General features: G+C 73.6%; 16 protein-coding genes. 9 read left to right on the forward strand and 7 right to left on the reverse strand.

Annotation, left to right across the window (positions count from 1 at the left end; translation table 11 throughout):
• Positions 1 to 18: 18 nt before the first annotated feature.
• From gad to ABD241_RS07980, 4 genes are all read right to left on the reverse strand, one after another.
• A complete protein-coding gene (gad, locus tag ABD241_RS07965) occupies positions 19 to 1,404 on the reverse strand; it encodes a glutamate decarboxylase (protein ID WP_344060247.1) in 1,386 nt (461 codons plus the stop codon).
• Positions 1,405 to 1,408: 4 nt separating this feature from the next.
• Positions 1,409 to 2,125: a hypothetical protein gene (locus tag ABD241_RS07970; RefSeq protein ID WP_344060249.1), complete on the reverse strand. Its 717-nt coding sequence runs from the start codon at positions 2,123 to 2,125 to the stop codon at positions 1,409 to 1,411.
• Between the two features lie 36 nt (positions 2,126 to 2,161).
• On the reverse strand, positions 2,162 to 3,553 hold the full coding sequence (locus ABD241_RS07975; protein ID WP_344060251.1) for a chloride channel protein: 1,392 nt from the start codon (positions 3,551 to 3,553) through the stop codon (positions 2,162 to 2,164).
• Positions 3,554 to 3,739: 186 nt separating this feature from the next.
• On the reverse strand, positions 3,740 to 4,621 hold the full coding sequence (locus ABD241_RS07980) for a LysR family transcriptional regulator ArgP (RefSeq protein ID WP_344060253.1): 882 nt from the start codon (positions 4,619 to 4,621) through the stop codon (positions 3,740 to 3,742).
• Positions 4,622 to 4,691: 70 nt separating this feature from the next.
• Between ABD241_RS07980 and ABD241_RS07985 the strand changes: the two genes are divergently transcribed.
• The 4 genes from ABD241_RS07985 to mgtA all read left to right on the forward strand — a co-directional run bounded on the left by ABD241_RS07985 (position 4,692) and on the right by mgtA (position 11,493).
• Complete coding sequence (locus ABD241_RS07985) at positions 4,692 to 5,288, forward strand: LysE family transporter (RefSeq protein ID WP_185742391.1); 597 nt, start codon at positions 4,692 to 4,694, stop codon at positions 5,286 to 5,288.
• Positions 5,289 to 5,569: 281 nt separating this feature from the next.
• Positions 5,570 to 5,728 (forward strand): hypothetical protein, encoded by a 159-nt coding sequence (locus ABD241_RS07990; RefSeq protein WP_344060257.1) that lies wholly within the window; start codon positions 5,570 to 5,572, stop codon positions 5,726 to 5,728.
• Entirely contained in the window at positions 5,725 to 8,754 is a 3,030-nt protein-coding gene (locus ABD241_RS07995; protein WP_344060258.1) for a helix-turn-helix transcriptional regulator, read from the forward strand. Before ABD241_RS07990 ends, ABD241_RS07995 begins: the two co-directional genes overlap by 4 nt.
• Before the next feature lie 60 nt (positions 8,755 to 8,814).
• Positions 8,815 to 11,493 (forward strand): magnesium-translocating P-type ATPase, encoded by a 2,679-nt coding sequence (gene mgtA, locus ABD241_RS08000; protein ID WP_344060260.1) that lies wholly within the window; start codon positions 8,815 to 8,817, stop codon positions 11,491 to 11,493.
• Here mgtA and ABD241_RS08005 read toward each other — a convergent pair.
• A complete protein-coding gene (locus ABD241_RS08005; protein WP_344060262.1) occupies positions 11,423 to 12,640 on the reverse strand; it encodes an MFS transporter in 1,218 nt (405 codons plus the stop codon). The two genes, mgtA and ABD241_RS08005, sit on opposite strands and share 71 nt — an antisense overlap.
• Before the next feature lie 59 nt (positions 12,641 to 12,699).
• On the opposite strand from ABD241_RS08005, the gene ABD241_RS08010 reads away from it, so the two are divergent.
• The 3 genes from ABD241_RS08010 (at position 12,700) to ABD241_RS08020 (ending at position 15,286) form a co-directional block, all read left to right on the forward strand.
• Positions 12,700 to 13,695 (forward strand): ArsR/SmtB family transcription factor, encoded by a 996-nt coding sequence (locus ABD241_RS08010; protein WP_344060264.1) that lies wholly within the window; start codon positions 12,700 to 12,702, stop codon positions 13,693 to 13,695.
• Positions 13,696 to 13,799: 104 nt separating this feature from the next.
• Positions 13,800 to 14,852, forward strand: a complete 1,053-nt coding sequence (locus ABD241_RS08015; protein WP_344060266.1) for a peptidoglycan-binding protein — start codon at positions 13,800 to 13,802, stop codon at positions 14,850 to 14,852.
• Between the two features lie 113 nt (positions 14,853 to 14,965).
• Positions 14,966 to 15,286, forward strand: a complete 321-nt coding sequence (locus ABD241_RS08020) for a DUF2853 family protein (protein ID WP_344060268.1) — start codon at positions 14,966 to 14,968, stop codon at positions 15,284 to 15,286.
• Between the two features lie 58 nt (positions 15,287 to 15,344).
• Here the strand turns inward: ABD241_RS08020 and ABD241_RS08025 are convergent, their stop codons facing one another.
• On the reverse strand, positions 15,345 to 16,382 hold the full coding sequence (locus tag ABD241_RS08025) for a DUF3800 domain-containing protein (RefSeq protein WP_344060271.1): 1,038 nt from the start codon (positions 16,380 to 16,382) through the stop codon (positions 15,345 to 15,347).
• A 143-nt stretch (positions 16,383 to 16,525) separates the two neighbouring features.
• Here ABD241_RS08025 and ABD241_RS08030 point away from each other — a divergent pair, with 143 nt between their 5' ends.
• The gene (locus ABD241_RS08030; RefSeq protein WP_344060274.1) at positions 16,526 to 17,203 is read left to right on the forward strand and encodes a cobalamin B12-binding domain-containing protein; all 678 of its coding nucleotides are present in this window, start codon (positions 16,526 to 16,528) and stop codon (positions 17,201 to 17,203) included.
• A 44-nt stretch (positions 17,204 to 17,247) separates the two neighbouring features.
• The gene (locus ABD241_RS08035; protein WP_344060276.1) at positions 17,248 to 18,483 is read left to right on the forward strand and encodes an MFS transporter; all 1,236 of its coding nucleotides are present in this window, start codon (positions 17,248 to 17,250) and stop codon (positions 18,481 to 18,483) included.
• Here the strand turns inward: ABD241_RS08035 and ABD241_RS08040 are convergent.
• The gene (locus ABD241_RS08040) at positions 18,473 to 19,177 is read right to left on the reverse strand and encodes an SDR family NAD(P)-dependent oxidoreductase (RefSeq protein ID WP_344060279.1); all 705 of its coding nucleotides are present in this window, start codon (positions 19,175 to 19,177) and stop codon (positions 18,473 to 18,475) included. The two genes, ABD241_RS08035 and ABD241_RS08040, sit on opposite strands and share 11 nt — an antisense overlap.
• Between the last annotated feature and the right edge of the window lie 12 nt (positions 19,178 to 19,189).

Raw genomic sequence — 19,189 nt, forward strand, 5'->3', positions numbered from 1 at the left:
GCGCACACGGCATACGGCTCAGTGACCCGGGCCGGTGACGATCTTCGCCCGCTCGGACTCGTGCGCCCCGCCCTTGGCGTCGAGCGTCCGGCAGGCCTCCTCGATGTCACGGGCCAGCGTGTCGACGTGCTCGCGGCTCATCGTCTCCTTGACGAGGGCCCGCATGATCGTGACGTCCTGCGCGTTGGGGGGCAACGTGTAGGCCGGCACCATCCACCCTCGCTCGGCGGAGAGCTGCCAGGCGAGGTCGAACTCGTCGAAGCCCTGCTCGCCGGAGAGCCGGAAGGCCACGAGCGGGAGCTGCTCCTCGTAGCGGTCGATGAGCTCGAAGCGCCCCATCTTCTCGAGCTCGTCGCCGAGCATCCGGGCGTTCTCCTCCATGTTGCGCATGATGTAGGTGTAGCCCTGCCGGCCGAAGCGCACGAAGTTGTAGTACTGCGCCAGGACCATGGACGAGCCCGTGGAGAAGTTCAGGGTGAAGGTCGAGTCGGTCTTGCCGAGGTAGTTCTCCTCGAAGACGAGGTCGGGGGCGAGGTCGCTGGTCTCACGGAAGACGAGCCAGCCGATGCCGGGGTAGACGAGGCCGAACTTGTGGCCCGAGACGTTGATCGAGCGCACCTGCTCGAGCCGGAAGTCCCACGGCGAGTCCGGGTAGAGGAACGGCCAGACGAAACCGCCGCTCGCGCCGTCGATGTGCAGGGGCACGTCGAGGCCGCGCTCCTGCTTGAGCGCCACCAGCAGGTCGTTGATCCCGACGATGTCGTCCTTGTGCCCGGTGAAGGTGGTGCCCAGGACGGCGGCGACGCCGATCGTGTTCTCGTCGACGTGCGGCGCGACGTCGTCGGGCCCGATCGTGTACTTGCCCGGTTGGAGCGGGACGATCCGCGGCTCGACGTCGAAGTAGCGGCAGAACTTCTCCCACACGACGTGCACGTCGCCGCCGAAGACGAGGTTCGGCCGTTCCGTGGAGCCGCCCTCCTGCTGGCGACGGGTGCGCCAGTTCCACTTCAGCGACAGCGCGCCCAGCATGATCGCCTCGGACGAGCCCTGGGTCCGCGCCCCGGTGGTCGGCCCGGGCGCGTGGAAGAGGTCGGCGAGCATCCGGATGCAGCGCTGCTCGATCTCGGCCGTGCGCGGGTACTCCGCGTGGTCGATGAAGTTGCGGTGCAGGTTCGCTGCGATGATCCGCTGCGCCTCCGGCTCCATCCACGTGGTCACGAACGTCGCGAGGTTGCGTGCCGGGTCACCCTCGATGGCCAGGTCCTCGGCGACGAGCCGCATGGCGTCGACCGCGCTCATGCCCCCGGTCGGGAACTCGCGGCTCGGCACCTCCTGGGTGAGGAAACGGTTGCCGTAGAGCGCCGCGACCGCGTCGAGCTCGGATGGTGGGGTCTGTGAGGCCATGCTTCTACTCCTTGAACTGGTGTGGCGTGGAGCCACGGGGACGCGTCGGCACGGCACGTCGCCAGGCCGGCAGCATGAGGGCGGCGCCCACGAGGAAGCACAGGGCGCCGAGGAACGTCCCGGCCACGGCGACGCGCGTGTTCAGCGCGGCGTCTGTGCTCGGGACGACGTAGCTGGCGAGCGCGGAGGCCATGAAGAGGACCGAGCCGACCAGGTTGAGCCAGGCGATCCGCCAGGGGAACGACCGGGGACGGAAGGCGAGGAAGCGCTGCGAGACGGCGAGGACGGCATACGTGCTCGAGGCGAGGAAGAGCACCGAGCCGTACAGGTCAGGGCGCCACACGTAGCGGTTGGCCTCGGCGGCCGTCGCGTTGTGGGTCAGGGCGGCGACGGTGCTGACGTTGAAGCAGAGGGTGCCGGGGAACTGCAGGGCCGCGGCGAGCCAGTTGCGGTCGTGCGGTGCCCACCCCAGCAGGCGCACCGGAGCCCGCCGGTGCTGGCTGTCCGCGTCGACCGCCGTCATCGCCGGCGTCTGCGCCTGGACGAGCTGGCCGAAGGAGGCGCTCGTGAAGAAGATCGACCCGATGACGTAGGTGACGCCATCGACGGGGCCGCCCACGGCGTCGAGGTAGGCGGGCACCGAGCCCAGCACGAAGCAGGCGGACCCGAGCATGAAGAGCCACGCGACGGTCGCGTTGAGCCGTTCCGGTCGGGCCTCCATGGGGCTGGCCTCCTCGCTCGAAGCTCGGTGCCTCGACTATCGACCAGCAGAGGGTCTCGGCGACTCCCCCTTTTCGGGTGAGTGCGCGCTCCCGGCCGGCTCCGCCGCGGGCGCGACCGTCGGCAGCGGCAGCACCGCCGAGACGACGAACGAGACCACCACGGCGACCACCACCTGCGGGATCACCGTCAACCCGTCGGTGCCCATGAGCAGCGTGGCGAGCAGCACGGAGGTCAGCGGCAGCCGGAGCATGGCGCAGCACACTGCCCCGATCCCGGTCCCGATGCCGGCGGCCAGCTCCATGCCCGGCAGGGGGCTGAGGGCGATGCCCAGCACCGCACCGATGAACATCGCGGGGAACACGGGGCCGCCGCGGAAGGCCGAGAGCGAGACGCCGTAGGCGACCGACTTGAGCAGCCCGAGCAGCACGAGCACCCAGACGGAGTAGCCGGCCGCGCCCGCCACGAGCCCGGGCAGCGCGCTCTGCCCCGAGAACAGCACCTCGTCGAAGGGGCGCCCGGTGGTGAGCTGGTAGACGGTCGCGCACAGGCCGACGACCAGGCCCAGGCCCACGGTGACGGTCACGCGGTTGCGGTGCACGTGGGGCCGCAGGCCGAGCCCGAGCCGGCGGACGGCCCAGCCGAGGAGGGCGCCCAGGACGCCGACCGGAACCGACCACAGCAGGGACGCGACCGTGGGCTGCACCCCGGGCGGGACGGAGGTCAGGGCGAGCGAGAAGGTGCCGAGACCGGTCCAGTTGTCGAGGCCCACGAAGACGAGGGCGCCGATGCCCGAGGCGAGCAGGCCCGGCAGCGCGACGAGGCTGAGGGTCGCCCCCGCGATGCCGGCCGCCTCCATGATGAGGAAGGCACCGAGCAGCGGCGAGCCCAGGAGCGTGCTCACTGCGGCGAAGCTGCCGGCGGACGCCATCATCGTCGCGGCCATGGGTGGAGCGTCGCGCTTGGCGAGCCGCACGGTCAGGGCCCCGAGGCCCCCACCGATCGCGATGAGCGGCGCCTCCGGTCCCAGGACCGCCCCGAGGCCGAGGGTGAGGAGGGCGGCGATCACGATGCCGGGCAGGTCGCGCCCGGCCGGGGGACCGCCACCGGCGTTGAAGCCCAAGGCCGGCGAGTGCCCGGCGGTCCCGGGCAGGTGACGGATCGTGAGGGCGACGAGCAGCCCGCACAGCATCAGCCACGGGAGCGGCCACCAGGCGGGCCGGGACCCGTCGAAGAGGTGCGAGGGCAGGTCGGTGAAGAGGTACTTCTGCATGGCGGACACGAGCGCCAGGAAGCCGTACGCGATCGCCGACACGGGGATGCCGAGCAGCGCGGCGAGCACGAGCGCCGAGAGGTAGGACCGGGAGCGCACGGTGCGCGCGACGTCGAGCGGGGCCGTGGCCCCGGGCGGAGCGGCTGCGTCGGTCACCTCGGTCTGCCTCCTCGGGAGAGCGAGGGCATTCGCGCTCCGAGCGGGAGATGCTTGCCAGCCCAACGTAGCCGCGCCGCCCGGCGTCCCGTGGACGATTCGCGAGTCCGGTCGTCTTGTCGGGATTGTCGGCGGGCAGTCCGCATGCCGTCCCGTATGCCGTCCCGAATGCCGTCCGAGACGTCCTCAGGAGCGGCGCCCGGCTCGCCCCGCTTCCCGTCGGACCAGCTCGCTGAGACGGTCGAGGTGGGCCGACGGGAGCCGCCACCGCTGCCAGTAGAGGGGCACGTCGACGTGGTCGCGCGACCCGAGGCGCACGAGCTCGCCCGACTCGAGGAGCGGGGCGAGCTGGCTGGTCAGCACGGCTCCCCAGCCCAGCCCGGCTCGCACGGCGGTGACGAAGCCGGCGCCGTCGGGCACCTCGTGGATCGGCGGGTCGCTCGTGACGGCGTGCCGGGCGAGGATGCGGTGCTGGAGGTCGTCCTTGTCGTTGAAGCGCACCAGCGGCATGGCACTCCAGTCGATCCGGCGCCCGAGCCGATGGCGCTCGACGAGGGCGGGCGCGGCTGCGGGCACGTAGCGCAGCGTCACCAGCGGCTCGGTCGAGCACCCCTGCACCGGGGTGGAGTCGGACGTCACGGCCGCGAGCACCTCCCCGGCCCGCAGCAGCCGGGCCGAGTGGTCCTGGTCCTCCACCCGCAGCCGCAGGGTCACCCCGTCCCATGCCGAGACCTCGCGGAGCACGCCCCCGAACCACGTCGACAGGGAGTCGGCATTGACGACGACGGGTAGGTCGGTGCGCCCCCGGTCGCCGGGTGCGAGCGCGGCCAGGGTCTCCGACTCGAGCAGGCTCTGCTGGCGAGCCAGCCTCAGCAGCGTCTCGCCCGCCGGGGTGGCGTGGCACGGCGCGGTCCGGACGAGGAGCACCTGTCCCACCTCGGCCTCGAGCGCCTTGACGCGCTGGCTCACGGCCGAGGGCGTCACCCGCAGCCGTCGGGCGGCAGCCTCGAACGTCCCCGTGTCGACGATGGCGAGCAGCGTGGCGAGGTGCTCGGGTGGCAGACGCATGAAGCAATGCTAATGATGCTGCAGATTCCTTCGCTTCACTGAAGACCGCCGTCCACGTACGGTCGAGTGCGTGACCTCGTTCCTGCCCGGCTTCCTCACCATGGCGTCCCTCATCGTGGCGATCGGCGCCCAGAACGCCTACGTGCTCCGCACCGGCCTGGCTCGCCACCATGTCGGACTGGTCGTCGCGGTGTGCGCGGTCAGCGACGCGGTCCTCGTGCTGGCGGGTGTCCTCGGCATCGGTGGTCTGGTCACGGCCCACCCGGGACTGCTGACGGTCGTGCGGTGGGTGGGGGCGGCATACCTCGTCGGTTTCGGCGTGCTCAGCCTGCGCAACGCGCGCCACCCGAAGGCGCTCGACGCGGACGAGGCCGTGCCGTCGCGCAACGGCGTCCTCGCCACCGTGCTGGCGCTCACGTGGCTGAACCCGCACGTCTACCTCGACACGGTGCTCCTCGTCGGGTCGCTCGCCAATCAGCACGGTCCCGGCGGACGCTGGTGGTTCGCCGGCGGCGCCGCCGCGGCGAGCCTCGCCTGGTTCACGGCCCTCGGCTACGGCGCACGCCTGGTCGCGCCGCTCTTCGCCCGGCCGGCGACGTGGCGCGTGCTCGACGTCGCCATCGCGCTGGTCATGTTCACCATCGCCGCCACTCTCGTCCTGGGCTGAACCGGACTGCGCCCCAACGACTTCAGCAGCTCGTCTCCGAGCCGACCACCCGCGCGGTCGAACCGCCTGTCGTCGACGTGGCGTCGGTGCGCGCCCGGCTGTCGCGGGCCTTCCCGCCCGCCTGACGCGAGGCGTAGGGGTACCTCAGGCGCCCCCACCCGGCACACGCCCTCGGATCTGAGGTAGCGCGCGCTCCGGGATAGGGAGGTCGTCCGATGTGGGCGTCTACCTCAGCCGCCGAGTCTGGAGATGTCCAGAAAGGCACCAGCAGAGGAAAGACCATGAACACCCAGTACGCCGACTTCCGCACCATCCAGTACGCGATCGAGTCCCGCTACCCGCAGCGTCACCGCACTCGTCGCGACTCGTCGCTCGAGATCATCCGCCGCACCATGGCGCGGCGCTCGCACCAGGAGAACAACCCGGTCCGCGACCGGTGACCACGGCAACGGACGCCGTGACGGCAAGCACGCCGCCGCTGTCGGCGGAGTACGCGATGATGCCGCGTATGCCGATGCGCACCGGCCCGCTGATCGGGCGGGACACCGACCTGTCCCGGCTCGCCGACGCCGTCGGGCTGCACCCCGATGGGGGTGCCGGGCCCGGCGGTGTCGTCGTGCTGTCCGGCGACGCGGGCATCGGCAAGTCGCGGATCGTGAGCCGGCTCGTCGCCGATGCGACCGATTCCGGCTGGTTCACCGCAGTCGGGCACTGCGTGGGCCAGGCCGGCAGCAACCTCGCCTACCTGCCCTTCGTCGAGCTCGTGGGTGCCGTCGACGCGGGGCACCCGGAGGTCGTCGAGCGGGTGCTCGCCGGGCACCCTGCCCTCGGGCACCTGCTGCCGGGACGCGTCGACGCCCCCGGTGCCGTGCCCACACCAGCCCCGGCGCAGGCCACGGACCCCGGCCAGGTCGCCGAGGCCGTCCACGCGCTGCTGAGTGCGCTCGGCGCCGAGCAGCCGTCGCTCGTGGTCGTCGAGGACGTCCACTGGGCCGACCACTCCTCCCGCGACCTCGTCACCCTCCTGCTCACGCGCGGCTTCCCCACTGCCGTGGGCCTCGTCGTCACCTACCGCTCCGACGACCTCCACCGCCGCCACCCCCTGCACGACACGCTCGCCGTCTGGGCGCGCATCGCGGGGCTCGAGCACGTCGAGCTCGCCCCGCTGCCCGACGCCGCGGTCCGCGAGCTGGTGGCCGCCCTCGACGGCCCGTCCGCCGACGGCCCGTCCCTCGACGCCGAGACGGCCGGCGAGATCGCCCGCCGCTCCGAGGGCAACCCGTTCTTCGCCGAGGAGCTCGTCGCCAGCGCCGCGGCCGGCCAGTCGCTGACCGGCGGCCTGGGGCGCGTGCTCCGGGCGCGCGTGGAGCAGCTCGACGACACCGCGCAGCGCGTGCTCCACGCCGCCGCCCTCAAGGGCGGCCAGCTCATCGGCCACGAGCTGCTCTCCCGCGTCACCGGACTGCCCGACGAGACCCTCGAGGCCGCGCTCGCCGCGGCCGTCGAGCACCACGTCCTCGAGGCGTGCTGGCCACCTGCCTACACCTTCCGCCACGCCCTGCTCGGCGAGGCGGTCGCCGACGGCCTCCTCCCCGGCGAGCGCCTGCGCCTGCACCGGGCGTATGCCGCCGTGCTGGCCGAGCATCCCGACCTGGCCCCCGCGTCCGAGCTCGCGCGCCACGCCGCCGCCGTGGGCGACCTGCAGACGGCGGTCCGGGCCAGCCGGGCCGCAGCCGAGGCCGCGATGACGGTCGGTGGACCGCAGGAGGCGCTGCTGCACCTCGAGCGGGCCCTCTCGTGGCTCGGCGAGGACGACCCCCAGCGCGACGAGGTCACCCTCCTCGCCTCCCGCGCCGCCATGGTCGCCGGCGAGCCGATCCGCGCCGTGGACCTGCTGCGCGACCGCCTCGACCACCCCGGGTCGGGCCAGCAGCCGGGCGCACGCGCCGACCTGCTCGCCACCCTCGTCATCCGCTCGCGCATGCTCGACCTGCCGGTCGACTCGATCGCGCTCACCGACGAGGCGCTCTCGCTGCTCGGCGACGAGGCCGAAGAACGCCGCGTCCGCGTGCTCGTCGCCCGGGTCCAGGCCCTCGTCGACACCGGCTCGTTCTTGGAGGCTGCCGTCGTCGGCAACGAGGCGTCGATGCTCGCCGAGCGTCTCGGGCTGACCGCCACCCTCGCCGAGCTGCGCACCATCCTGGCCCGCGTCCTCGAGGCGCAGCAGGACCTCGACGCCGTGGAGGCGCACCTCAGGTCCGTCGTGCGAGACCTCGCCCCCGACGACCCGCTGCTGCTGCGCGCCCTGCACCAGCTGGCCTCGCTGGCGCACCGCCGCGGCGACCTGCCGGGGTCGCTGGCGCTCTACGACCAGGGCGCGGAGGCAGCCCGTCGCCTGCATCGCGAGTGGGCACCCTGGGGACAGGAGTGCCGCCTCCTCGGCGGCCTCACGGCATACGAGCTCGGCGACTGGGACGGTTCGGCCCGCCGTCTCGACCTCACGGGGCGGCCCGCGCCCCAGCCCGGTCGCGCGATCTTCACCGCAGCCGCCCTCTCGGTCAGGGCCGGGCGCGGCGAGCCGGTCGGGAGCGAGGTCATCGAGGAGCTGCGGCGGTGGTGGGCGGTCGACAGCCTGTGCGTCGTGCAGACGGTCATGCCGGCGATCGACCTGCTCGGTCAGGCGGGCGACCTCGAGGGCCTGCTCGACCTGGTCGAGGCCGGGGTGCGGGTGCTCGACGCCGCGTGGGGCGACTACCACGCCCTCGCCCGCATGGCCGCGCTCGTCGCGGGGCAGGCGGCCGCGCTCGCGCCGCCCGCCGACCCGGCGCTGCGCAGCCGCGCGCTGTCCCTCGTCGACGAGCTCGCCGACCGAGCCCGACTGATCGGCGGGCTCCGCCCGGCGGTGGAGAAGGCCAGCCGACCTGTGTTCGAGCGCTCGACGCCCGGCCCGCTGGAGGACACCAGCCGGGAGACCTGGGCGTGGCTGGTTCGCCTGGAGGCCGAGCTCCTGCGGCTCCAGCGCGTCGCGGGCACGGTGGACCCTCCGCCCGTCGAGGAGCTCGTCGACGCGTGGCGCGGGAGCGTCGCGGCCTTCGAGCGCTACGGCCACGTCTTCGAGGTCGCGCGTTCCCGCGCACGGCTCGCGGAGGCCCTGCGGGCCGCCGGCGACGACGCCGGGTCGCGGCAGGTGGCCGAGCAGGCCCGTGCGGTCGCCGAACGGCTCGGGGCCCGGCCGCTGCTCGGCGAGCTCGACCTGCTCGGCGGAGTGCGCCAGGCGGAGCTGACGCCGCGCGAGCTCGAGGTGCTTCGGCTGCTCGCCGAGGGCCGCACCAACGGCCAGATCGGCCGGCAGCTCTACATCAGCACCAAGACCGTCAGCGTGCACGTCTCCAACCTGCTCGCCAAGCTCGGCGCCTCCGGTCGCACCGAGGCGGCGGCCATCGCCCGGCGACGCGGGCTCGCGTGACGTCCCGCCGGTTCGTCACGAAGCGGTCGTCGCAGGTCGCGTGAGGAGCACGATGAGGGTGTGACCTCCGGGGTGCTGGCACCCAGCGATGCGGCCGCGTCGATCCGCGCAGCCGCGGGCCGAGCCACACCCGAGGTGCTCGGGTCCCTCGGCGTGGACGTCAGGACCGGTCTCGACCCGGACGAGGTCGAGCGCCGGCGCGCCGCCTTCGGGCCCAACGCGATCGCGACGCACCACGCGCGCGTCCTCACCGTCCTGTGGCACCAGCTCGACTCGCCCCTGCTCGGACTGCTCCTCGTCGCGGCGACCGCGTCCTACTTCGTCGGGGAACGGAGCGATGCCGTCATCATCGGCATCATCGTCGTCGTCTCCGTGGGCCTCGGGTTCGTCAACGAGTACCGCGCCGAGCAGGCCGCCGCATCGCTGCACTCCCAGGTCAGCCACGAGGCAGTCGTCCTGCGCGGCGGTGCGTTCGGCCGCGTCGACGTGACCTCGCTCGTGCCGGGCGACGTCGTCGAGCTCGGTCTCGGCGAGATCGTGCCGGCCGACCTCCGCCTCGTCTCTGCGGTCCGGCTCGAGTGCGACGAGTCGGTGCTCACCGGCGAGTCGCAGCCGGTGGAGAAGACCACGGACACGGTGGACAGGACGGCCACGCTCGCCGAGCTCTCCGGCTGCGCCCTCATGGGAACCGTCGTGCACGCCGGCAGCGGGCGCGGGGTCGTCGTCGCCACGGGCCCCAGGACCGAGTTCGGGGCCATCGCCACCGGCCTCAGCACCCACCAGGCCGACACGGAGTTCCAGGTGGGCCTGCGGCAGTTCTCGATGCTGCTCGTCAAGGTCGCCGGCGCCCTGACCACGTCGATCTTCGTCATCAACGTCCTGCTCCACAAGCCGTTCCTCGACGCCCTGCTCTTCTCGCTCGCCATCGCCGTCGGCATCACCCCGCAGCTGCTGCCGGCCGTCGTCTCGACGAGCCTGGCCGCCGGGTCACGCCAGCTGAGCCGGCGCAAGGTGCTGGTCAAGCGCCTCGTCTGCATCGAGGACCTCGGCGACATCGACCTGCTCTTCACCGACAAGACCGGGACCCTCACCGCCGGCCGGATCGACTACGCGCGAGCCGTCCCCGTGGACGGGCAACGCTCCGAGGACGTCCTGCGGTGGGGGCTGCTCTGCACCGAGAACGCGCCGGGCGGAGCCGCCGCCGTCGGCACCAACCCGCTCGACCAGGCCCTCTGGGACACGCCCGCCACCGAACCCATGCGGGAGAGGCTGACCGGCCACGAGGTGGTCGGCGTCCTGCCCTTCGACCACGAGCGCCGGATGCTGTCGGTGACGATCCGCGACCACGACGGCGCGCTGCACCTCGTCACGAAGGGTGCCCCCGAGACCGTCCTCGAACGCTGCGCCGACGTGGCGCCTGCGACGCGCGCGGCCCTGGACGCCGAGTTCGCCGCGGGGAACCGGGTGGTGGCCGTCGCCACCCGTCCCGTCGTCGAGGCGCGTGCGCCGGTACCGGCCGACGAGCACGACCTGCGGCTGCGCGGCCTGCTCGTCTTCCTCGACCCGCCGAAGCCCGATGCGGCGACCGCCCTCGGCCGGCTCGCGCAGCTGGGCATCAGCGTCAAGGTGGTCACGGGCGACAACGCCGTCGTGGCGGCCAAGGTGTGCCGCGACCTCGGGCTGCCGGGCGACGCCGTGCTCACCGGCGCCGACCTCGATGCCCTCGACGACGAGCACCTCATCGACGCCGTCACGGCCACGACCGTCTTCGCCCGGGTCAGCCCGGAGCACAAGGCCCGGATCGTGCGGGCCCACCGGCACGGGGGCGGTGGCGTCGCCTTCCTCGGTGACGGCGTCAACGACGCCCTGGCCCTGCACGCGGCCGACGTCGGGATCTCCGTCGACTCGGGCACCGACGTCGCCAAGGACGCCGCCGACGTGATCCTCCTCGAGAAGAGCCTGGACGTGCTCGCCGACGGGGTCGTCGAGGGGCGCCGCATCTTCGCCAACACCCTCAAGTACGTCCTCATGGGGACGTCGAGCAACTTCGGCAACATGGCCTCCGCCGCCGGGGCCTCGCTCTTCCTGCCGTTCCTGCCGATGCTGCCGTCGCAGATCCTGCTCAACAACCTGCTCTACGACACCAGCCAGCTGGCGATCCCGACCGACAACGTCGACCCGGAGCAGCTGAGACGTCCCTCGCACTGGGACATCGCCTTCATCCGGCGCTTCATGCTGCTGTTCGGTCCCCTCAGCTCGGTCTTCGACTTCGTCACCTTCGGCGTCATGCTGTGGGGCTTCCACGCGGGACCGGACCTCTTCCGCTCGGGGTGGTTCGTCGAGTCGCTCGCCACGCAGACGCTCGTCATCTTCGCGATCCGTACGCGCAAGGTGCCCTTCTTCCGCAGCCGCCCGAGCCTGCCGCTGGCGCTCGCAGCCCTCGCCGTCGTCACCGTCGCCGCGGTCCTCCCGGCCACTCCCCTGGCCGCGCCACTCGGCTTCGCGCCGCTGCCCGGGGCCTTCTACGCCGCCCTTGCCGTGATGGTCCTCGCCTACCTCGCGCTCGTCGAGGCCGGGAAGCTGTGGTTCTACCGTGCGGCCGGGGCGCAGCCCGAGGGCGGCCCCACCGATCTCGGCAACCGCTACGTCCGGCGGCGGGCCGCCCGCTTCAGCGTGCCGCGGCTGTCGCGGCCTCGCACACCTCGGCGCCCGGGCGCGACCGGCGCAGACCGGGCGTGAGGGCGAGCGAGACGAGCACCGACCCGACGGCCATGACACCCATCGCCTGCGCGGCCCCGGCCGGTCCCACGCCCAGGGCGCTGGCGACCGTGCCGCCGAGCAGCGCACCCACGGCCTGGCCGGCCATCAGGCCGGTGCCCTGCAGGCCGAAGACCTGACCGCGCGCCTGGCCGTCCGTGTGGGTCACGAGCCGTTCCTGCAGGGGCAGCCCCGACGAGTAGCCCACGGACGCCACGAAGGCCAGCGCGGCGGCATACGGCAGCGACGGGACGAGGAAGAAGGCGAGGTAGGGCACGGCGAGCAGGAGGCGCAGCGGGGTGATGAGCCGGTCGCGGACCGGGACGGCGAGGAAGCGGCCCACGACGACGTCACCGAGGAGCATCCCGGCCGCGGTCACGGCGAAGAGGTAGCCGGCGCGTGCGCCGGCGAACGGCACGAACAGCGCCTCGCAGCCGACGATGAGGCCGTTGGGCACCCACAGCGTCAGGTAGATCGGCCGCGTGACGCGTGAGCCGAGCAGCGCCCGGTTGACCTCACGGGTCCGCTTCACGACGGACTCGCCGGTGTGGCGCGGCGGGTGGTCGGAGAGGCCGAGTCGCAGCAGGAGCACGGCGACGACAAGGGCTGCGGCGGCGCCGAGGAAGAGCTGGGTCGTCGTGAACGTGACGAGCAGCAGGCCGCCGATGCCGTAGCCGACGATCTGCATGCCACCGACCGCGATGTTCATCGTGGCGCGGCCGAGGATGAAGCCGTCGGGCGGCAGGATGTCGGAGACCAGCGCGATCATGCTGCCACCGAGCGCCGAGGTGACGAGCGGTCCGACCGCCAGCAGCACGAAGCGCCAGCCCCACGCGAGGCCCGGTAGCGCCTGCAGCAGGTCGGTGACCATCGTCGTCGTCGCGACGAGAACGAGAGCGGTGCGGGGGCGCACGAGGTCCGAGCCCGAGCCGAAGAGCGCCTGGCCGACGATCCGCATCAGCGGCGCCCCGAACATCGCGAGCGCCGTCAGCACCGGGGACCCGGTCGCCGTGAACGTGATCGTCCCGAGCGCGAGGGACGCGACGGCATACGACCCGATGTTGAGGCACTGGACCAGGAAGAGCACCCGGAACTCGGGGACGGCGAAGAGCTGGCGGTAGGTCGTCACGCTGTCCACCCTGACCACCGCAGGCCGCCCGGCGCTAATGTTTCGGCAGGAGGCGAAACATGGGAACGTGGCAGATCTCCGCCGACCTGCTCGCCCGGAGCCGCTTCGTCGTCTCCCCGCGCATCGAGACGGCCGGCGCCCTCAACGACCTCGTACGCCCGTCGGACCCCGAGGGGCGCGCCCTCGCCGCCGCCCACGGCGAGGCGTTTCGGGGGATGCTCGAGGCCCACCCGGTGCGCCGGGCGGTGCTCGACCACAGCTGGCGCAAGGGCTGGATCTCCGACTGGCTGTGCCTGCCGCCCGCGGCGGGCGGGCGCACCTTCGAGGAGGAGCTCGGCGACGTGCGTGCGCTCGGCGACGACCTCGTGCGCGTGCAGCTCGCGGAGAGCTCGTCGACCGGCCGCCTCCCCGAGGTGCTGGGCAGGGACGGCGTCGCCGAGGAGGCCGCGCAGCTGCTGCAGTGGGTGTGGACGCACGTGCTCGCGACCGACTGGGCCCGACGCGAACGCATCCTGCGCGCCGACGTCGTGTCGCGGACCTCCCGGCTCGCCACGCACGGCTGGGCCGCCGTGCTGCGCGACCTCGGCCGCGACCGCGAGTGGGTCGGCAAGGGGCACCTGCGGATCAACAACTACGACCTGCCCTCCCGCGTGCTCCCTGACGACGCCGACCTGCTCTTCGTGCCCGTCAACCACCGGGCCCGCTGGGTGGGCTGGCTGCTCCCGAGCAGGTATGCCGTCTACTACCCCGTCGCCGGAGCGCTGGCTCCCGTCTCCGGCGGCGCCGCAGACGGGCTCGAGCGCCTGGTCGGCCGGTCCCGTGCCCGCCTCCTCTCAGCCCTCGAGACCCCTTGCAGCACAAGCGGGCTCGTCGCCACGACGGGTATGCCGCTGGGCTCGGTCGGGGACCACCTGAAGGTCCTGCTCGCGGCCGGTGTGGTGCTGCGCCGCCGGTCGGGGCGCGAGGTGCTCTACTGGCGCACCGCGCTCGGGGACGCCCTCGTCGCGTCGGGGACGGGCGCGGGTTCGGGCACCGAGCCGCGCTCGTCGGGGTGAGCCGCTGGGGAGTGCTCCCCATGTACGGCAACGCTGCTCGCCCCTAGCGTCGGCGCTGCCGACGCGCCCGCGCCGGAGCACCGCCACTCACCACAGGGGTCAGCATGTGTGAGCTCCACGAAACCGCCAGCACCGTCAGCACCGGCAGCACCGCCAGCACTGCCAGCACGGCGAACACCACCGTCGGCCGCCGCACCCTGCTCCGCGGCGCGGGCGGCCTCCTCCTCACGGGCGGCGTCGTCGCCGCGACGGCGACGGCCGCGCAGGCCGCCACCTCGCAGAACGGATGGCCCGCGGGCTCGTCGTCGGCCGTCCCGCTCAGCCCGCTCGCCGTGGGCGCCGCGACCTTCCCGGCCGGCGTGCGCCGCGGCGACGTGCACGTGGTCCTCGGCTACGTCGCCCGCCGCTTCGACCGCGAGGTCGAGGCGCTCGTCAAGGGCTGGTGCTGGGGGCACAGCTACCGCGCGATCTCGGGCAGCACCACGTTGTCGAACCACTCGAGCGGCACCGCGATCGACCTCAATGCCCCGCGGCACCCGCTCGGGAGGTCGGGCACCTTCACGGCGACGCAGCGCTCGCACATCCGCTCGATCCTCGACGCGTGCAACGGTGTCGTGCGCTGGGGCGGCGACTACTCGGGGCGCAAGGACGAGATGCACTTCGAGATCAACGTCCGTCCCGGTGACGCACGCCTCGCCGCCCTGGCGAAGCGGCTCGGCGGGGGCGGTGGCGGTGGCGGAACACCGGCGCCCGCGCCGGTCACGTGGACGACGGTCCGTCGCGGCGCGACCGGCTTCCGGGTCAGGGCGGTCCAGCACCTGCTGCGCCGGCACGGGCTCAGCCTCACGGTCGACGGCTCGTTCGGGCCCACGACGCAGAGCCGCGTCGTCTCCTTCCAGCGGTCCGAGGACCTCGTGGCCGACGGGATCGTCGGCCCGAGGACGTGGTCGGCGCTGGTCGTCACGGTCCGGCGCGGCTCTCGCGGACAGGCCGTCGTGGCCGCGCAGGAGCTGCTGACCCACCGCGGCTACCGGCTCACGGCGGACGGGGTCTTCGGTTCGATGACGGCCACGAAGACGCAGGCATTCCAGCAGTCGATCGGGCTCACGGCCGACGGCGTCGTCGGCGCTCGCACCTGGGCTGCACTGACCGCATGAGGGCACCGGTCGAGCGGCACTGAACCTGCTCGGCCGCTTCCCCACACGGGCTGGGTCGTTTGCGTCTAGCGTCCGTCGTGTTCCATCCGACCGGAAGTAGAGGGGCACGACGCATGGCAGAAGACTGGGCAGCAGACGTCCGCACGTACTCGCCAGACGCCGACGACGCCGCCATCAAAGGCATCGTCCGGCACTGCGGGATCGCACTGCAGAAGCGTGACTCGGCTCTCGTGTCGTTCAGCGACAAGAGCGAGCTCGACCGGGTGCGAGACGGTTTTATGAAGAAGAAGCTCGGGCTCACCGAGTCGGACGCCGAGCTGGACGCCTCGCTGGCCGAGGTCGGGCAGACCCTGAAGGGGGATCGGACCAAGAACCGCGTCACGGTCTACTACCTGCTCGCGGAGAAGTACGGCAAGCTCGACCTCTTCCGCTGACCCCCGGCATCGACCCGCCAGACGCCCCGGCCCGGACCCCACGCGGGTCCGGGCCGGGTCACGTGCGGGCCGCGGCACTCTCCCCTTCCGACCCGTGTCGCCGAGCGGCACCCCCGGCGCGTGAGCCCGGGTCCCGGAGCCACGGTCCGAGCCAGGTCGAGCGCTCACTCACGTAGGGGGCGACGAGCTCGACGAGCCCCGCGTCGGCCTCACCGGCGAGCACCTGCGAGGCGATGCGCCGCACGGCCCCGGCAAGGAAGTCGGCGAGCTGGACCCGCGGGTCGTCGTGCGAGTCGACGAAGCTGACACCACGGAGGACGGCGGAGGTCACGCTGCCGCTGCGGGCGACGGCCCGCTCGACGGCCGCATCGGTCAGGGCGGACTGCACGTCGTGGACGACCCAGAGCGGGCGGCCGGCCGCCGACCAGTGGCGCAGGGCGTCCGCCAGCGCCGGGACGATCGGGTCGAGCGTGCCCCGCCCGCGGGCCACGAGCCGCAGCACCCCGTCGGGATCGACCGGCACCTGGAGGAGACCGGCAGGCAGCAGGCCGTCGAGCCCGGACAGCCTGCACGCCAGGCTCGACGCGCCGGCCGCCGCCTGCGCCGGGGACGCGGCTCGCACCAGGTCGTTGAACTCGGAGAGCACCGAGAGCCAGCCCTCCCGCCCGAGCCGCTCCGACGCCGCCCGGTGCACCGTGCACGCCCGTGCGAGGGCGTCCGGGCCGGCCACCTCCGGCTCCCCCTCCGGCTCCGGCTCCGGCAGCAGGTGCAGCATGCGCTCCGTCAGGTGCAGGGCCTTGTCGGTGAGGTGGACGTGCGCGTGCCCGAGCAGCGGACCGTCGTCGCCGAGCAGCCACTCGAGCAGCCTTCGGTTCTGCGGCCGCAGCACGACGCCGGCCTTGACCTCGGTGGCCGGCGACCGCGCCTGCACCCGGACCCGCTCGATCGTGGCGACGGCCGCGGCCGGTGCCACCTCGACGCTGGCGTGCGCGAACGTGTCGGTGCTGCCGCGGACGAGCTTCTCCCCCTCCGAGCCGGACTCGTCGCACGCCACCTCGAGGAGGGGGCCGGCGAGCGGCGCGGCAGCGGACGGCATACGCCCATCCTGTTCGCGGCACCGCCGGACGCAACCGACTTTTCCCGCAGTGGGTGTTCGCAAACGCGACCGAGCGGGTACGTGGCGCTAGTTCGGGCTAGGGACGCTCCCCGCCCGCCGGCGCAGACGTGAGGAGCTCACCCATGACCAGCCCAGGCCGCACCAGCCCGCTCGAGTGGCGCGCACGCCTGCAGGACACGCTCGAGGTCTTCGACGAGACCGGTGGCCACCGGGTCCTCGGCGAGGTCTTCGACACCCTCGGCGTCGAGGACGCGCTGTCCCTCGTCGTGCTGCCCTACCTCCACGACGTCGGCGAACGCTGGTCCAACGGCTCCATCGGGGTCGGCCAGGAACACTTCGCGAGCAACGTCATCCGGCTGCGACTGTCGGTCCTCATGGGAGCCGACGAAGCGACCGACGGCCCGCTCGCGGTCCTCGCCTGCCTGCCCGGCGAGCGCCACGAGTTCGGGCTCATGGCCACGAGCATCGCGCTCTCGCGCCTCGGCTGGCGCACCTGCTACCTCGGCGCGAGCACCCCGACGAGCGAGCTCGTCCACACCTGCCGGACCCTCGAGCCCGAGGTGCTCGTGCTCTCCGCCCACCGAAGTACCGCCTTCGCGGCGCAGGCCCCGGCCCTGCGGCGCCTCGCCGAGACGACTACCGTCCTCCTCGCAGCCCGAGGAGCGACGGAGGAGGTGGCCGACCTGTGCCACGCCTCGGTCCTGCGCGGCGACCCGGTCGAGGCCGCCCGGACGCTCGAGGCCCAGCTCGGCCACTCCGGCCGGTCGAGCGGGGCCGCCGACGAGTCGACCGCCGTCTGAGCGCCGCAACCGACGACCGCGTCGAGTCGGGTGCGGGTGAGTCGATGACCTGGGACGGCCACCTCCCCGCGAGCCGGGAGTACCGCCGCATCCTCGTGGGCCTCGGCGCCGCGGGGCTCGCGACCTTCGCGCAGCTCTACTCCCCGCAGGGCCTGCTGCCGACCCTGGCCCGCGGCCTGCACGTCAGTCCCGCCGACGCCGCCCTGTCCGTCTCGCTCGCGACGCTCGGCGTGGCCCTCGCCGTGCTCCCGTGGTCGTGGGTGGCCGACCGGGTCGGCCGGCTGCGGGCCATGCAGGTCGCGATCGTGACCTCCGCCGTGCTGGGCGTCCTCGTCGCCCTGTCACCGAACCTCGGGGTGCTGCTCGGGCTGCGGCTCGTCGAGGGGATGGCCCTCGGCGGGATCCCGGCGCTCGCCGTGACCTACCTCCACGACGAGGTGCACGCCGGCCACACCGCCGCGGCTGCGGCCGCCTACATCTCGGGCACGACCATCGGCGGCGCCGCCGGGCGCCTCATCGCCGGGCCGCTCGCCGGGCTCGTCGGCTGGCGGCCCGCGCTGCTCACGGTGGCAGCCGTCTGCGCCGCCGCGTCCGTCGTCTTCCTGCGGCTCATGCCCCGGCCGCGCGGCTACCGGCCCACGAGCGCGGCGAGCGCACGGACCGTCGCGGACGGCATACGCACCAGCCTCCGGGACCCCGCGCTGCTGGCGCTCTACGCGCAGGGCGCGCTGCTCATGGGCGGCTTCGTCGCGGTCTACAACTACCTCGCCTTCCGGCTCGAGGGCCCCGAGTTCGCGCTGCCCGCCACGGTCGGGTCGCTCATCTTCGCCGCGTATGCCGCCGGCACCGTCAGCTCGCGGCTGACCGGCCGATGGGTGCCGCGCTTCGGGCGGCGCCGGGTGCTGCTCGCGGGGACGGTGACGATGGCGGCCGGGGCGCTCCTGACACTCGCCTCCGCGCTGGCGGTCGTCGTACTCGGGCTGCTCGTGCTGACGGCCGGCTTCTTCGCCGCGCACGCCACGGCCTCGGCATGTGTCGGCGCCCGGGCGACGACGGGGCGGGCGCAGGCCACCGCGCTCTACAACGTCGCCTACTACGGCGGGTCGGCCCTCGTGGGCTGGCTGCTCGGGTATGCGTGGTCGGGGCCCGGGTGGGCGGCGGTCGTCGGCGCCGTGGTGGCCCTGGCCACCGTGGCGCTGGTCCTGGCGCTCGCGGCGCTGCCCGGCCGGCGCCATCCCGCCGCCGCCCCCGAGCGGTCCGCGCGCGACGTCAGGCGGTGAAGGCCGACGACGGGAGGTCGCGCTCGTCGCCGGCGAGGGCCTGCACGACGCGGGCCGCGACCGCATCGGGGTCGAGGCCCTGCGGCAGCCGGGGCGCCTCCCCGGCGACCGGACGCGCGGCCAGACCGGTCTCGGTGTGCGGCGGGCGCGCGTCGAGCACGCGGATGCGGCGGCGACGCAGCTCGGTCGCGAGCGCGGCGTCGAAGGCCGTCAGCCCGGCCTTCGCCGCGCTGTAGGCGGCCATGCCCGGCATCGCCTTCTCGGCGACGACCGCGCTGACCTGCGCCAGGAAGCCGCCCTCGGGGAGGACGCCGATTGCGGCGCGGGCGAGGCGGATCGGGGCGACGAGGTCGAGCAGGAGCACCTCGTCGAGCGTGTCGTCGTCGAGGTCCTCGACCGTGCCGAACGCGACGACGCCGGCCGCGTTAACCACCCCGGTCAGCGGCGCGGCGTCGTGGGCGGCGCGCACGACAGAGCTGGGGCCGTCGGGCCTCGTGAGGTCGGCAGCCACCGTCGTGACCACCGCGTCGGGGCCCACCTCACCGAGCTGGGCAGCGAGCGACCGCAGGCGGTCCTCGTCCCGGCCCGACAGCGTCAGCCGGGCGCCCGACGCCGCGAGCCTCCTGGCGATGGCACCCCCGAGGCCTCCGGTGGCTCCGAGGACGAGGACGTGGGCAGAGCCGAGGTCGGTCACCGCGCCATCATC

The organism is Terrabacter lapilli (assembly GCF_039531305.1).
GTDB lineage: Bacteria > Actinomycetota > Actinomycetes > Actinomycetales > Dermatophilaceae > Terrabacter > Terrabacter lapilli.